This is a genomic window from Cryobacterium sp. Hh7 (genome assembly GCF_004403155.1).
Lineage (GTDB): Bacteria > Actinomycetota > Actinomycetes > Actinomycetales > Microbacteriaceae > Cryobacterium > Cryobacterium levicorallinum.
Window position 1 is genome coordinate 34469 of the sequence record NZ_SOHG01000053.1, and the last position, 15614, is coordinate 50082.

The 15614-nt window shown below is 64.4% G+C and carries 12 protein-coding genes; 8 read left to right on the forward strand and 4 right to left on the reverse strand.

Annotation, left to right across the window (positions count from 1 at the left end; genetic code table 11):
- Positions 1 to 253 precede the first annotated feature (253 nt).
- From E3T43_RS14355 to E3T43_RS14365, 3 genes are all read left to right on the forward strand, one after another.
- The gene (locus tag E3T43_RS14355; RefSeq protein WP_134472933.1) at positions 254 to 2041 is read left to right on the forward strand and encodes an ABC transporter family substrate-binding protein; all 1788 of its coding nucleotides are present in this window, start codon (positions 254 to 256) and stop codon (positions 2039 to 2041) included.
- Positions 2042 to 2186: 145 nt separating this feature from the next.
- Positions 2187 to 3719, forward strand: a complete 1533-nt coding sequence (locus E3T43_RS14360; RefSeq protein ID WP_134472934.1) for an ABC transporter permease — start codon at positions 2187 to 2189, stop codon at positions 3717 to 3719.
- Positions 3720 to 4766, forward strand: coding sequence for an ABC transporter permease (locus E3T43_RS14365; protein ID WP_134472935.1), 1047 nt, complete (start codon positions 3720 to 3722; stop codon positions 4764 to 4766). It begins immediately after the preceding gene.
- Positions 4767 to 4795: 29 nt separating this feature from the next.
- On the opposite strand, the gene E3T43_RS14370 is transcribed toward E3T43_RS14365, so the two are convergent.
- A complete protein-coding gene (locus E3T43_RS14370; RefSeq protein WP_134472936.1) occupies positions 4796 to 5395 on the reverse strand; it encodes a PH domain-containing protein in 600 nt (199 codons plus the stop codon).
- Between the two features lie 68 nt (positions 5396 to 5463).
- On the opposite strand from E3T43_RS14370, the gene E3T43_RS14375 reads away from it, so the two are divergent.
- Positions 5464 to 7251: an ABC transporter ATP-binding protein gene (locus tag E3T43_RS14375; protein WP_134472937.1), complete on the forward strand. Its 1788-nt coding sequence runs from the start codon at positions 5464 to 5466 to the stop codon at positions 7249 to 7251.
- 133 nt (positions 7252 to 7384) lie between these two features.
- Entirely contained in the window at positions 7385 to 9295 is a 1911-nt protein-coding gene (typA, locus tag E3T43_RS14380; protein WP_134472938.1) for a translational GTPase TypA, read from the forward strand.
- A gap of 190 nt (positions 9296 to 9485) precedes the next feature.
- Here typA and efeB read toward each other — a convergent pair whose 3' ends face one another.
- The 3 genes from efeB to efeU are packed head-to-tail and all read right to left on the reverse strand — an operon-like array spanning position 9486 to position 12881.
- Positions 9486 to 10817, reverse strand: a complete 1332-nt coding sequence (gene efeB / locus E3T43_RS14385; RefSeq protein ID WP_134472939.1) for an iron uptake transporter deferrochelatase/peroxidase subunit — start codon at positions 10815 to 10817, stop codon at positions 9486 to 9488.
- Complete coding sequence (efeO, locus tag E3T43_RS14390) at positions 10814 to 11983, reverse strand: iron uptake system protein EfeO (protein WP_134441991.1); 1170 nt, start codon at positions 11981 to 11983, stop codon at positions 10814 to 10816. Before efeO ends, efeB begins: the two co-directional genes overlap by 4 nt.
- A gap of 28 nt (positions 11984 to 12011) precedes the next feature.
- Positions 12012 to 12881, reverse strand: a complete 870-nt coding sequence (gene efeU / locus E3T43_RS14395; RefSeq protein ID WP_134441990.1) for an iron uptake transporter permease EfeU — start codon at positions 12879 to 12881, stop codon at positions 12012 to 12014.
- A gap of 150 nt (positions 12882 to 13031) precedes the next feature.
- Between efeU and E3T43_RS14400 the strand changes: the two genes are divergently transcribed.
- Genes E3T43_RS14400 through dapC form a run of 3 tightly spaced genes read left to right on the forward strand, consistent with a single transcriptional unit; the run spans position 13032 to position 15479 of the window.
- Positions 13032 to 14009: a hypothetical protein gene (locus tag E3T43_RS14400; RefSeq protein ID WP_134472940.1), complete on the forward strand. Its 978-nt coding sequence runs from the start codon at positions 13032 to 13034 to the stop codon at positions 14007 to 14009.
- Positions 14010 to 14045: 36 nt separating this feature from the next.
- Complete coding sequence (fdxA, locus tag E3T43_RS14405; RefSeq protein ID WP_134380421.1) at positions 14046 to 14369, forward strand: ferredoxin; 324 nt, start codon at positions 14046 to 14048, stop codon at positions 14367 to 14369.
- A 9-nt stretch (positions 14370 to 14378) separates the two neighbouring features.
- Positions 14379 to 15479 (forward strand): succinyldiaminopimelate transaminase, encoded by a 1101-nt coding sequence (gene dapC / locus E3T43_RS14410; RefSeq protein WP_304999035.1) that lies wholly within the window; start codon positions 14379 to 14381, stop codon positions 15477 to 15479.
- Positions 15480 to 15614: the final 135 nt, after the last annotated feature.

Here is a 15614-nt window from a genome sequence, read left to right on the forward strand (position 1 = left end):
GCCAGAGCGGTCCCCGCCGTTACTGCCAATCGGCGAATTTTTTCCCGTAAACGGGTGAATCTTAGCTTGACGGGCGTGTGAGCGCAGGTTTCATGCAAAATTCCCGACTTGGACGAAAAACAATGGTTCCTTTTCATAACAGTTCGAGCATTTGCTTGTCACCGCCGTTGATACCTCTCTAGGGTCGAGTCAAACCACGATCGACTCGCGGCCCCTCGCCGTGGACCGACAATCACTTCGCTCAGGAGGAATCTTGTCCATTAGAGGAAAACTGTTCAGGAAAAAGCTCATCGGGGTCGCCGTTCTCGGTGTATCTGCCCTCGTCTTGACCGCCTGCACCACTACCGGCAGCACCGACACCAACACGGATGCCGCGGCTAGCGGCGGTACCGTCACGGTCGCGGTGGTCAACGACTTCACGTCCTTCAATGGTCAGACTCCACAGTCCAACCTCGACACCAACGGACAAGTCGGTTACCTCATGGGCAACTACGCGTCGGCCTTCTCCTACGTCGACAACGAGTTCAATATCGTGCGCGAAGAGAAATTCGGCACCTTTGAGAAGACCAGTGACGACCCGCAGACGGTCACGTACACGCTCAATCCTGAGAACAAATGGTCAGACGGAGAGCCCGTGACCGCCGATGATATGGTGCTCGCCTGGGCTATCGGTGCCGGCTACTACAACGACTCGACCGTCGATGAGGCCACCGGAGAAGTCGCCACCGGCACCACGTATTTTGAGATCGCTGCCAGCACCGCCGGCCTCGACACCACGGCATTCCCCGAGGTCAGCGAGGATAACCTTTCGATGACCCTGGTCTACGACACTCCCTACGTCGACTGGGAGCTGGTCAACCCGATCGCCCAACCCGCCCACATTGTGGCCAAGAAGGCCGGGCTCGGCTCGGCCACCGAACTGACCGAACTGCTCAAGGGCCTTCCCAAGGGCGACCCGGCGTCCCCGGTCGACCCCAACGCCACGTTGAAGGCCGCGGCTGACTTCGTGAACACTGGCTACGACGTGACGGCGTTCCCGACCGACCCCGACCTCCTCGTGTCGAGCGGTCCCCTGGTGCCGACGGGCTGGACCCCCGGCCAGTCGTTCACGATGGAGCGCAACGAGTTCTATGTCGGTGGGATGCTGCCGAAGATCGACAAGCTGATCTTGCGCGTCATTCCTGACGCGAACGCCCAGGTGACGGCATTGCAGAACGGTGAAGTCGACATCATCAACCCGCAGGCATCCGCTGACACGCTGACCGCCCTTGAGAACACCGGTGCCGACGTCCTCACCGGCGACCAGGTTTCGTACGACCACCTCGACCTGCGTTTCGACCAGCCGGTCTTCGCCGACATCAAGGTGCGCCAAGCATTCCTCAAAACGGTCCCGCGCCAGCAGATCCTCGACTCCATCGTGACGCCGGTCAACGCCGACGCCAAAGTGCTGAACTCGCAGATCTGGGTTCCGGCCAACGAGCCCTATGACGATTCGGTGGCCAACAATGGCTCGAGCGCTTATGACGAGGTTGACATTGAGGGCGCGAAGGAGCTGCTCGCCGGTGCCACCCCCTCGGTGCGCATTCTTTACAACACCAACAACCCCAACCGGGTCGATGAGTTCCAGGCCATTCAGGAATCAGCCGCCAAGGCGGGGATCACGGTTGTCGATGCGGGTTCACCCGACTGGAGCTCCCTGCTCGAGGGCGGTGACTATGACGCCTCCATCTTCGGCTGGATCAGCCCCGGCGTCGGCTCTACCGGCATTGCACAGATTTTCTCGACCGACGGCGGTGGAAACTACAACCAGTACGAGGGCACCAACGATGACGCCATCCTGACCCAGACGACCCTGGACCCCGATGAACTGATCGCAATTGAAAAGCGCATGGACAAGCAGATGTTCACGGATGCTTATGGACTGCCGCTGTTCCAGCTGCCCGGCGTGTTCGGAGTCTCCAAGCGCGTGAGCGGCGTGGAGTACATGGGCAACCAGACCGGTCCGTTCTGGAACTTCTGGGAATGGTCCGTCAGTAAATAGCTAGGTCGAATGTCCTAGCCCGATCACGAGTTGGGCTCCTGGGTTTGCTCAGGAGCCCAACTCGCGGGTTTGGCGGCATCCGTTCTGAGTCACATTGTGGCAGTCCAGCAGTCCGAATCAACTTCTACAGTGAGGTAGCCCCGGCATGGTGAGCTTCATCCTGAGACGAATTCTCGTTTCCATTCTCATCCTGATCGCCGCATCGTTTCTGATGTACGTCATGGTCGGCTATTCGGCGCAACCGCTGCAAGATCTGGAAGGCAGCAACTCTCCCAATAAACAGCAGCTGATCGATGCCCGGGTTGCGCTTCTCGACCTCGACGTGCCGCCGCCTCTTCGCTGGGTGCTCTGGCTCGGCGGCGTCGCCAAGTGTGCGATCCCCTTCGCCAATGCCTGCGACCTCGGGTCGACGATCTCGAACGCCCAGGTCGTCGATATTCTCCCCAACGCTTTGGCCGCCACCGTGCAGCTGGTCACTTTCGCCCTTGTGCTCGCTATTTTGCTCGGTGTCACGATCGGCATCATCACCGCGCTGCGTCAGTACAGTGGCCTCGACAACACCGTCACCTTCGTCAGCTTCTTCCTGTACTCGTTGCCCGTATTCCTGGTCGCCGTGCTGCTGAAAGAGTTCATCGCCATCGGCTTCAACGACTTTCTCCGTGATCCTGTTATCGGCGCTGGAGCACTGGTGGTGATCGGCCTCGTCGTCGGTGCCATCTGGCAGTCACTGCTCGGCGGTGACCGCCGGCGTCGACTCGTGGTTTTCCTGGTGTCGGGGCTGGCTACGTCCGGGGTGCTGCTCCTGATGAGCGCGACGGGCTGGTTTATGAATCCGGGCCTGGGGCCGATCCCGGTCATCCTGCTGGTCGCGGCGATCGCCCTCGGTGCGGCGACCCTGCTGGCCGGACTGCGCAACCGTCGGGCACTGATTACCGCCGGTATCAACGCTGCGGTCGCCATCGCAGCGTATTTTGTGCTCCAGCCCCTATTCGACGTTTCGAGCGCCGGAACGCTGTTCATTCTCGCACTCGCCACGATCGCGTTCGGGTTGGTCAGCGGCTTTCTGGCCGGTGGCTATGATCGCGGCCAGAATATGCGCGTCGGTCTCGTTACCGCGCTCTTTTCCGGCGCGGTCGTGCTGATTGACCGGTTCATGCAGTCCTGGGGTGCCCTCCTGACGGCGACCAACGGGCGCCCGATCGCCACCGTGGGTTCAAAGACTCCGGGACTGTCCGGGGACGTGTGGCTCGCTGGCCTCGACACGTTTGTCCACCTCACCCTGCCAATTATTGCCCTCTTGCTGATTTCCTTCGCCGGGTACACCCGGTATTCCCGCGCCGGCATGCTCGAGGTGCTCAGCCTCGACTACATCCGTACCGCGCGCGCCAAGGGGCTTCCGGAGCGCACGGTGATCGTGCGGCACGCGTTCCGGAACATGCTCATCCCGCTGACGACTCTCGTCGCTTTTGATGTCGGGGCCCTGCTCGGTGGCGCAATCATCACCGAGCGGATCTTCGCCATTCCCGGCATGGGCAGCCTGTTCAACGCTGGCTTGTTTCGGGGTGACCTCAATCCGGTGATGGGGTATTTTCTCATCGTCGCCGCGATGGCGATCACCTTCAATTTTCTGGCCGACATGGCCTATGCCGGGCTCGACCCGAGAGTGAGGATCCGTTAAATGTCCACACCAATTGGTCCGGGGCCTACCCCGTCGCCCACCGAAATCCCTGCCGACGAACTCGCCGCGGCGAGTTCGGTACCCGAGAGTCAAGGCCGCCTGATTTGGCGCCGATTTATCGGCAACAAGGTCGCCGTGGCGTCGATCATCATTCTTCTCGTCATCATCTTGTTCTCCTTTTCTGCTATCGGCATTGGTCCGATTTCCGGCTGGTGGAAGTTCGGGTTTAAAGAACTCAACCCGCAGGTGAACGGGGGCGACCCCACGCTCTCGCTCGTGCCGCAGTTTCTCGGCGGCGACGGTGTTTCCCTCGGGGAACATCCGTTCGGTCAAGACCGCATCGGCAAGGACTACTTCGCCATGACCATGCGGGGTATTCAAAACTCCGCGCTCGTCATGGTCGTTCTGGGCCTCATCGCGACCGTTCTGGGCGTGGTGGTCGGGGCCGTCGCCGGCTATTACCGCGGCATGGTCGATGCCGTGTTGATGCGCATCACGGACGTCTTCATCGTGATTCCCGCGCTCGTGATCGGCTCGGTCGTCGGCCAATGGTTCGGCAGCCTGGGTGCCCCGGTTCTGGCGATCATGCTGGGGTTCTTCTCCTGGATGGGCATTGCCCGGCTGGTGCGCGGTGAGTTCCTGTCACTGCGCGAACGTGAGTTCGTCGAGGCAGCCCGGGTCGCCGGGGCGTCCGACGCGCGCATCATTTTCAAGCACATCCTTCCTAATGCCATGGGCGTGGTCATCGTGTCGGCGACGCTCATCATGGCCTCGGCCATTCTGCTCGAGACAGCGCTGAGCTTTCTTGGCTACGGCATCCGCTCTCCCGACGTATCGCTGGGACTGCTGATCAGCTCCAACCAGTCGGCGTTCCAGACTCGGCCGTGGCTGTTCTGGTGGCCCGGTGCGTTCATCGTGTCACTGGCGCTGCTGGTCAACTTTGTCGGCGATGGTTTGCGCGATGCTTTCGACCCGCGCCACCGCAGGTTCAAGCTCAGCAAGATGCGCGAAACCCGGCCCGAACCGGAACTGGAGCGCGAACCGTGATGCCGGTCACGGGCACACCGGTGCGGCGCTCAGGCCAGAAGAAGAGCCACAATGGATGCCGCAGCGACGGCTGCAAGCACGCCCGCACGACCCCAGGCCCAGACGACCGTAACGGGAGTCTGGGCCGCGAGGCCGCCATCGACCCGGCCACTCTTTTGCAACGCGTCCCAGCGCGAGCGCACCAGTTGCGCCGCCTCGCCGGACTCACTCCCCGGCAGGTCGCCGGGCCGCGGGGCGCCGCTGACATAGGGCACGGGGTCGGTGGTTTTGCGGCGCCCGGCACTGGTCAGGCTCCGACCAGGAGCTGGGGCGCAGAATACCGCGAACTTCTTTCCGGGCGTGTACAGGGTGAGTGCAAACTTGGTATCGACGTGCACGAGCGCCGCCCACGGCACCACGATGGTGCGCAGCGGATTGCGAATGGTCACGGCGGTATCACTAACCCGCAGGTCGGGCCGCCAGAGTATCTCCCAGACGAACAGCACCACGAACAGGGCCGGAACGACCAGAGCGCGGCTCGACGCGGGCGGCAGCAGGAACAGGCTCAGCGCGCTGAGCGCGGCCACCGCGGCGAAGATGGCGGCGATGACGCGATTGAACCGCGAGTAGAAGACATCCGGGTCTGGCATGCAGCCATGCTGCCAGATTTTTGTGGCAGCCACCGTACGAGCAGCAGGATCGACGAAAGCAGGACTTCATGACCGACCAGGTGACGCCCCCATCCTCCGGTCCGGTGCTGCAGGTCACTGACCTCACCGTGCACTTCGGCGTGGACAATGTCTGGGTGCCGGCCGCGCTCAAACTGAACTACTCGATCGAGCGTGGCAAGGTGCTCGCCATTGTCGGCGAGTCTGGCTCGGGCAAGAGTGCGAGCTCCATGGCCATTCTGGATCTGCTGCCCGAGAACAGCCGCATTTCCGGCAGTGTCAAGCTCAGCGGCCGCGAACTCATGGGGCTGAAGCCCGCGCAGATGCACAAGGTGCGCGGCGGTCAGATCGCCATGATCTTCCAGGAGCCGATGACGGCGCTCAACCCGGTCTATACGATCGGATTTCAGATCATTGAAACCCTGCGGGCCCACTTCGGCATGTCGCCCTCCCAGGCCAAGACGCGCGCTCTGGAGCTGCTCGACATGGTCGAGCTGCCAGATCCGCTGAAAGCCTTCAACTCCTATCCGCACCAACTGTCTGGCGGGCAACGCCAGCGGGCCATGATCGCCCAGTCGATCTCCTGCGATCCGCAATTGCTCATCGCCGACGAGCCAACGACCGCCCTCGACGTGACGGTGCAGGCCGAGATTCTCGACCTCCTCCGCAGCCTGCGCGATCGCCTCGACAGTGCCATCCTGCTGATCACCCATGACATGGGCGTCGTGGCCGACCTGGCCGACGACATCGCCGTCATGCGTCGCGGTGTCATCGTCGAGCGCGGCACGGTCGACCAGATCTTCAACGAACCGACCCACCCGTACACGATCGCCCTGCTCCAGGCCGTTCCGCACCTCGGGCAGCGCGGAGACGACGCGATCGACATGACCGCGGCGCTCGCCATCGGCACCGACATCGTCGTCGACGCGGTCCTGGCCGCGCGCATCGAGGTCAATGAGCGTCTGGCGAATGAGGCGGCGACCGCTGCGCGACGTGACAGCCGCGAGGTGGTCGTCAAGTTCGACGATGTGGTCATCGAGTATCCCAAGCACGGTCGCGTCGCGGCGTTCCGCGCCGTCGATAAGGTCAACCTGTTCGTGCGTCAGGGGGAGGTGCTCGGGCTGGTGGGGGAGTCCGGCTCTGGCAAGACCACGCTCGGCCGTGCAGCGATCGCGCTGCTGCCCATTACGGACGGCCAGCTGCACGTGGCCGGGCAGGATATCTCGAAGGCCAGCCGCGACGAGATTCGCCGACTGCATAAGAGTGTCGGAATCGTATTTCAGGACCCGTCCTCCTCGCTGAACCCGCGGATGCCCATCGGTGACAGCATCGGAGAACCGCTCAAGCTGGCGAAGGGACTCAAGGGGGCGGCCCTGAGCGCACAGGTCGAGCGGCTGCTCGACAGCGTTGAGCTGCCGCGCGCCTACCGCAGCCGGTTTCCGCACGAACTTTCCGGCGGGCAGAAGCAGCGCGTCGGCATCGCCCGCGCCCTCTCGCTTGAACCCAAGGTGCTCATTGCCGATGAGCCGACCAGTGCCCTCGACGTGTCGGTGCAGGCGCGTGTACTCGACTTGATTCAGTCGCTGCAGAAGCAGATGAATTTCGCCTGCCTGTTCATCACGCACGACCTCGCCGTCATCGACGTGCTCGCCGATCGCATCGCGGTGATGCACCACGGTCGCATCGTGGAAACCGGTACGCGAGATGAGATTCTGCGCTACCCGAAGGACCCGTATACCCAGCGTCTGCTGGCCGCCGTGCCGATCCCGGATCCTACCGAACAGCGTGCCCGGCGGGAGCTGCGCCGCGAGTTGCTGGCCGCGGGCAACGACGTCTAGCTGTGTGAGCCCCACCAGTTGGGGCCAAATAATACGGTAGGATAGTACTTTGGGTCACATTATGACCCCTGGTATCCATTCTTCGTCGCGCGCGAGACTCTGCGGCACTCATTCTTCGTAAGGATCTATTTTTATGGCGATTGCTACACGCAATAACCTCCGAAATGTTGCAATCGTTGCTCACGTTGACCACGGTAAGACAACGCTGGTTGACGCGATGCTCAAGCAGACCGACTCCTTTGCAGACCACTCACACGTTGAAGAGCGCGCGATGGACTCGAATGAACTCGAGCGCGAAAAGGGCATCACGATTCTCGCCAAGAACACGGCGGTCTCGTACAAGGGCATCCACGCCACCGAGGGGCCCATCACCATCAACGTGATCGACACCCCGGGCCACGCTGACTTCGGTGGTGAGGTCGAACGTGGCCTGTCCATGGTCGACGGTGTTGTTCTGCTGGTTGACGCTTCCGAGGGCCCGCTGCCGCAGACCCGCTTCGTGCTCCGCAAGGCGCTGGAGGCCAAGCTTCCCGTCATCCTCCTGGTCAACAAGACCGACCGTCCCGACGCGCGCATCGATGAGGTCGTGGCCGAGAGCCAGGACCTGCTCATCGGTCTCGCCAGCGACATGGCCGATGACTTCCCCGACCTCGACCTCGACGCCGTCCTCGACGTGCCGGTTGTCTACGCCTCGGGCCGTAACGGTGCCGCCAGCTGGAACAAGCCCGAAGACGGCACCCTGCCCGATAATGACGACCTCGAGCCGTTGTTCGACGCGATCCTCAAGCACATTCCGGCCCCGACCTACGATGACACGCACCCGCTTCAGGCGCACGTCACCAACCTCGACGCCTCGCCGTTCCTCGGCCGCCTTGCCCTGCTGCGCATCTTCAACGGCACCATCAAGAAGGGCCAGACCGTGGCCTGGGCTCAGCAGGATGGCACCGTGAGCAACGTGAAGATCACCGAGCTGCTCATCACGAAGGCGCTGGACCGCTACCCGACCGAGAGCGCCGGCCCCGGCGACATCGTGGCCGTGGCCGGTATCGAGAACATCACCATCGGTGAGACCCTCTGCGACCCCGAAGACGTGCGCCCGTTGCCGACCATCACGGTCGACGACCCGGCCATCTCGATGACCATCGGCACCAACACCTCGCCGCTCATGGGCAAGGTCAAGGGCCACAAGCTCACCGCCCGTATGGTCAAGGACCGCCTCGACCGCGAGCTGGTCGGTAACGTCTCGCTCAAGGTCGTCGACATTGGACGCCCGGACGCCTGGGAGGTGCAGGGTCGTGGAGAACTGGCCCTCGCCATCCTGGTCGAGCAGATGCGTCGTGAGGGCTTCGAGCTCACCGTCGGCAAGCCGCAGGTAGTTGTGAAGCGCGTCGACGGCAAGGTACACGAGCCCTTCGAGCACCTCACCATTGACGCTCCGGAAGAGTACCTCGGCGCCATCACGCAGCTGCTCGCCGCCCGCAAGGGTCGCATGGAGAACATGGCGAACCACGGCACCGGCTGGGTTCGCATGGAATTCATCGTTCCATCGCGCGGCCTGATCGGCTTCCGCACGCAGTTCCTCACCGACACGCGCGGTACCGGTATCGCCAACGCGATCCTGCACGGCTACGAGCCCTGGGCTGGCACCATCAACACCCGCACGAACGGTTCCATCGTGGCCGACCGTTCGGGAGCGGTCACTCCGTTCGCGATCATCAACCTGCAGGAGCGCATGTCGTTCTTCGTGCAGCCGACCTCCGAGGTCTACGAAGGCATGGTCATCGGCGAGAACTCGCGCGCCGACGACATGGACGTGAACATCACCAAGGAAAAGAAACTGACCAACATGCGTCAGTCCAGCTCCGACACGTTCGAGTCGATGACACCGCCCAAGCAGCTCTCGCTTGAGCAGTGCCTCGAATTCGCCCGTGAAGACGAGTGCGTCGAGGTCACCCCCGCCGCCGTGCGTATTCGCAAGGTCGAGCTCACCGCATCCGCTCGCTCGCGCCAGGTTTCGCGCGTGAAGAAGATGGACGCGAACTAACTCGCACCTGCTTTCTCGCAGAAGCCCCCGCAGCCTCGGCTGCGGGGGCTTCCCGCATTAATCCTCGCCGACGCGTGAATCTCGGCCCCAAAAATCGCTCAAATGGCCCCGAAACTCACGGCTTGGTTGAGCACCCACTCTTTGCGTCATTGCATTTTTGCGTCTTTGAGTCTCTTGTCTTTGAGTCCTTTTAGGCGAACAGAGCCGCGCCCACGTAGCTCCCTGCGCTTGCCCCGGCCGGCACCGCGAACAGCGCGCTCCCGACGTGCCGAATGTACTCGTTGAGCGCATCGTGCTTGGCCAGGTTGAGCTGCACCGCGGTGAACTGTCTCGGAGACCGCTGAAAGCTGATGAAGAAAAGACCGGCCTCGAGCCGCCCCAGGTCATCGTTGCCGTCGACGAAGTTGTAGCCACGACGCAGCAGCTTCATGCCGTGGTTCTGGGTCGGATGCGCGAGCCGCACGTGGGCTGCAGCACCGATGAGCGGCTCATTCTCGCGGCCGGCCAGAGTGAAATCTGGCTCGCTGAACTCGGTTCCGCCTGACAGCGGAGCACCGGCACCCTTGGTGCGGCCGAACACCGCCTCCTGCTCGCGAAGAATCGTGCGATCCCAGGTTTCAATGGTCATCCGGATGCGCCGCGCCACCAGGTAGGAGCCACCGGCCAGCCAGGCAGGCCCGTCGTCCGCGGACACCCAGACCTGGTCGGTGACGACCGCGGGCTCCTCGGCCTTAATGTTGGCGGTACCGTCCTTGAATCCGAACAGGTTGCGCGGGGTGGCCTGGGCTGTTGATGTCGATGAGGTGCGTCCGAATCCGAGCTGGGACCAGCGCAGGGCCGCCCGGCCGAAGGCGATGCGGGACAGATTGCGAATGGCGTGCACGGCCACCTGCGGATCATTGGAACAGGCCTGGATGCACAGGTCTCCGTCGCTGCGCCCGACATCGAGGTCGTCCCCGGGAAAGTGCGGAAGTGGCGTCAGATTGGCCGGGCGGCGGGCGACGATGCCGAAGCGATCGACGCCATCCGCTGTTTCAAACAGGGGCGGACCGAAGCCGAACGTGATCGTAAGGCCGGCCGTGGGCAGCCCCTGCGCCTCACCGGTGTCCTCGGGCGGGGCATCGTAGGGGCCGCTGACGGCGCCGTACTCGCCGATATCCGCTCCGGCGCACATCGCGGCTGCCGCGACCGTCCAGTCCTGGAGCAGCTCGATCAGCTCGGCTCGCGTCACGTCCGCCGAGACGTCGAACGCGGCAAAGTGCAGACGATCCTGAGCGGGCGTGACAATGCCGGCCTGGTGGCTGCCATAGAACGGGTAGACCGCCGAAGCGGATGCCTCACCCGGCGACGCCGACGCCGCCAGCGCGACGCGGTCCCCGGCTGCGCCCAGCCCGATGCCGGCGACGCTGGCCCCGGCGAGGCCGAGTAGCCCGCGCCGGGAGAGGCCTCGTGCGGTGCCGGCCGGTTCGGTGGACCCGGCTTCGCTGGATTCTGCCCGCTCAGAACGGGTCCAGCCCGTCACAACACGAGCGCGGCCGTGAGCTGGTTGAGCGGCTCGCCGAGCGCGTTGACCTGGTCGGCGAGGGCGCGAATCTCGGCCGGAGTGAGGTCGGTGTAGAGCCTGAAGCCCTCATCAACGCGTTGGGCGTCGAGCAGTGTCTGCAGCGAACCGAACTCGGTGTCGAGCGAAGCGGCCAGGTCGGCATCCGTTTTGAGCAGTATCGGTCGCACCCCGTCGTAAAGCACTTTGGCGCCGTCGACGTTGGCCTGGAAATCCCAGAGGTCGGTGTGCGACCAGGCTTCTTCCTCGCCGGTGACCTTGCCGGTGGCGACCTCGTCGAGCAGACCGATGGCCCCGTTGGTCTGCTGCGACAGGGTGAACGTGAGGCCTTGCACCTTCTCGTGCAGGGTGGCGGTGTCGGCGACGAGCTGCTCGGTGAGCGCCGCGCGCTTTTCGGCGGTGTAGGCCACGAAACCCGCCTCAGCGTCTTGCGGCCAGAGATCCTTCTCGATGGCGTGCCAGCCGGTCCAGTTTTGGCCCTCTTCGAGGTCAGCTTCGCGCAGGTCGAGCTTGGGGTCGAGGTCGCCGAACGATTCGGCGATGGTTTCGACGCGCTCCCAGTGCACCCGGGTGGAGGCGTACAGGCTGCGGGCGGTGTCGTCGTCCCCGGCTGAATAGGCGGCGGCGAACGCGTCGGTGCCGGTGACGAGCTGGTCGATCTGGTCGCTGACGTAGGAGGCGTAGTTGGTGTTCGAGGTGTCGATCTGGGTGACGAGGTCAACGTCGACGGTGGCGGCGGCATCCGTTTTGGTGGCGGTGAACTCGGCCTTGCCGACGCCGTCGCCGGTCATGCCCGGTTTGCAGGCGGTGAAGTAGCTGCCCTCGGCGAGCTGCACGACCAGGTCGCGGGTGAGTCCTGGACCGATATTCTCCGCCTCACCCACGATGCGCAGGCCGTCTGCGGCCAGCAGGTAGAACTCGGTCACCTGGTCACCGGAATTGGTGACCGAGAAACGGATGCTGCCGGCCGGCGCCTCGTTCGCGCTCACCGCGCAGTCGGTCGCGCTGCTGTCCACCGTGAGCGCGGTGTGGGTGGCCGCCGGGCTGTTGGCGACGCAGCCGCTCAGCAGGCCGATACCGAGAACGCCGAGGCCGAGCAGGCTGGCGGAACGTAAGACACGGGGCATGGAGATCCTTTGAGCTGGGCGAGAAGAGTTAGTGCGCGGCGACGGGCGTGGTCGCCGGTGCGGTTGGTAGAGCCAGGGCGGGGCGGGCGCTCGGGCGGCCGTGACGGCTCTTTCTGATGAACACCGTCAGGGTGGGCACGGCATAGGCCAGCCAGGCGAACATCTCCAGCCAGGTGGTGGCGGGGGAGAAGTTCAGGGTGCCCTTGAGCAGCGTGCCGTACCAGCTGTCCGGGGGCACGGCGGCGCTCACATTGAAGGCGAGGGCGTGCAGCCCGGGCAGTAGGCCGGCCTCCTGCAGGTCGTGCACGCCGTAGGAAAGCACACCAGCCGCCACGACGATGAGGATGGCACCGGTATAGGTGAAGAACTTCGCCAGGTTGATCTTGAGCATGCCGGCGTAGATGAGAGCGCCGAGGCCGATTGCCGTCAGGATGCCGAGCGCAGCACCGAACAACGGCAGGGTCGTGGCGCCGGTGGCCTGCACGGCCGCCCAGATGAACAGGGCCGTTTCGATGCCCTCCCGGCCGACGGCAAGGAATGCCACGAGCACGAGTCCGAGGCCTGCACCGACGAGGTGTTTGTCGATGTTGCCCTGCAGGTGGCCCTTGAGATCGCGTGCGGTGCGCAGCATCCAGAACACCATCCAGGTCACCAGCCCGGTCGCGACGATCGAGAGCACGCCGCCGATGGTCTCCTGTGCGGTGAACGACAGCCCGTAGGTGCCGAAGGTCAGCAGCGCGCCGATGCCGAGGGCGAGCAGCACGGCCAGGGCCACACCGAGCCAGATGCGCGGCAGCACGTCACGTCGACCGATTTTCACGACGTAGGCGATGAGAATTGTCACGATCAGCGCGGCCTCAAGGCCTTCGCGCAGGCCGATCAGGTAGTTTGCGAGCACAGGGGTTCCTCGTCGGGTTCGGGCGTCGATTTTGGTAAGGCTAACCTTACCGAATCTGACTCTAGCCCGTGGATCGTGACCGTGTCTAGTTACGATTGGATTCTGAGCCCGTAATCAATAGCCAGCAGAGCAGAAACGGTGCGTGCGCCCATGGTCATGTCCGGCAGCGGTGAGCGGATCCTGTTCGTGCATGACCGACCCGGCGACGAATCCGCGCTGACCGGCGGCACGATTGCCCGATTGCGCGCCGACGGGGCGAGGGTCGTCGTGCTCTACGCCACAGCGCTGACCGAAACGGATGCCGCAGCGGTGCAGGCCGCGCTGGCCGCGCTTAACGCGCGCAGCTGGCATGAGCTGCCACGCGGGCTGGAGGCCAGCAGCGCTCTGCACAACGAAATCGATGAACTCGGTGCGACCGCCCTGGTCGTCGGCGCCGTTGACGATGTTCTGCGCGACGCCGCGACCGTGGCCGCACACGCGGCTGGCCTGCCCGTGTTTCTGGCCCGCACGGTGCGACAATCGCCCGGACAGCGCCTCGTGGCGATCGACGTGGGCGCTCAGCTCGAGCAGAAGCTGCGGGCGCTGGCGCATTTTCCCGCGCGCTGGAACGTCACCGACCACAGGCGCGCCCTGGTCGACGGCACGACCGACGTGATCACCGACACCGAAACGTTTCTGCAAACGAATGCACCTCACCCAGCCCCGCCGCAGCTCGCCTCCCGGCCCGCTCGCCTCACTCTCGCGAACCGATCGCTGGCCGGCCTCGGCGGCCTGCTCGTGGGCATCCTCTTTGGTGTGTTGGGAACCATCGCGCACCAGGCCACGCTCACGCTGTTCGGCATCGCGCTGCCGATCGGACTGACGATCGCGTTCGTGGCGATCGCTGCGCTGCTGCTCGGCCTTCGCCTCGTGATCGGCGACCGGTTCGTCGTCGGGCTGGCCGCTACCGGGCTGCTGGTGACCATTTTCGTGCTGTCGCTGCGCGGTTCCGGGGGGTCGGTGCTCGTCCCTGCGGGTTTGCCGGGAACCTTGTGGACCGTGGTTCCGGCATTGATCGCGGCCTTTGTGCTGGCCTGGCCGAAGCTGCCGCCGCGCCTCCGGGCGCCGCACCAGGGCGGTGGGGCGTAGAATCAGGAGTCCGCTCTCGAAGGGAATCCCAAGCCTGTGACGTATGTGATCGCTCTTCCGTGCGTCGATGTGAAAGATCGTGCCTGCATCGACGAATGCCCGGTGGACTGCATTTATGAGGGCGAACGCTCCCTCTATATTCACCCGGATGAGTGCGTCGACTGTGGTGCCTGCGAACCGGTCTGCCCGGTCGAGGCCATCTACTACGAAGACGACCTGCCCGAACAGTGGGCCGACTATTACAAGGCCAACGTCGAATTCTTCGACGACCTCGGCTCCCCGGGCGGCGCGGCCAAGGTCGGCGTGCTCGCCAAGGACCACCCCGTCATCTCCGCGCTGCCGCCGCAGGTTCAGCACTAAGCGGTCTTCGTGCTGAAGCCGCTCCCGGATTACCCCTGGGACCAGATGGTGCCGTTCGCCGCTCAGGCCCGGCAGCACCCCGATGGAATCGTCGACCTGTCGATCGGTTCGCCGGTCGATGCAACGCCCCACGTGGTGCAGCAGTCGCTGCGCGCGGCGACGGATGCCCACGCCTACCCGCAGACCGTCGGCACGCCCGCCCTGCAGCAGGCGATCATCGCCTGGTATGCCCGGCGCCGCGGGGTGACCGGCCTGGAGCCGAACAACGTGCTGCCCACGATCGGTTCCAAGGAACTCGTCGCGCTCATGCCGTTCATGCTCGGCGTCGGCGAGGGTGACACGATCGTGCATCCGCTTGCCGCCTACCCGACCTACGCGATCGGCGCCGCGATCGCGGGCGCCACGCCCCTGGCCGCCGACGACCCTGCCGAATGGCCGGACTCGACCAAGTTGATCTGGCTGAACAGCCCGGGCAACCCTGATGGGCGGGTGCTCTCGGTTGACGAGCTGCGCGCCGCCGTCGACCGCGCGCGCGAACTCGACGCCGTGATCGTGAACGATGAGTGCTACGCCGAACTCGGCTGGGACGCCCCGTATGACACCGAACCGATCCCGAGCATTCTCGACCCCCGCGTCATCGAGGGGGAGCAGCGCAAGGTCGTCGCGATCTATTCTCTGAGCAAACAGTCCAACATGGCCGGGTACCGTGCGGCCTTCGCTGCCGGTGACAGCGACGTGCTGGGCCGGGTGCTCACCGTGCGCAAGCACGCCGGACTCATGCTGCCGGCACCGCTGCAGGCTGCCATGATCGCTGCCCTCGGCGACGACGAGCACGTCGCCGCGCAAAAGGAACGCTATCGAGCGCGCCGTGCTGTGCTCCGGCCGGCGCTCGAACAGGCCGGTTTTCGAATCGACCGCAGCGAAGCCGGCCTGTATCTGTGGGCGACCGAGGGCCGACCAGCCTGGCAATCCATCGAACGGATGGCCTCCCTCGGGATCCTCGCCGGCCCCGGCCCGTTCTATGGTGACGTCTACCCCGAGCACATACGCTTCTCGCTGACCGCGACCGACGAACGCATCGCTGCAGCTGCTGCTCGCTTGCGGGCCTGAGCTGTGGATGATCACCAACGAACCGCCCGAACTCTTAGCTGATGCAACAGTAGGCGGCCGGGCAGATTAGGCTGTAGTCGCGACGGAGTCGACCACGGCAGTAAGTTAAAGTGCCGACTCAGTGACGCGTCGCCA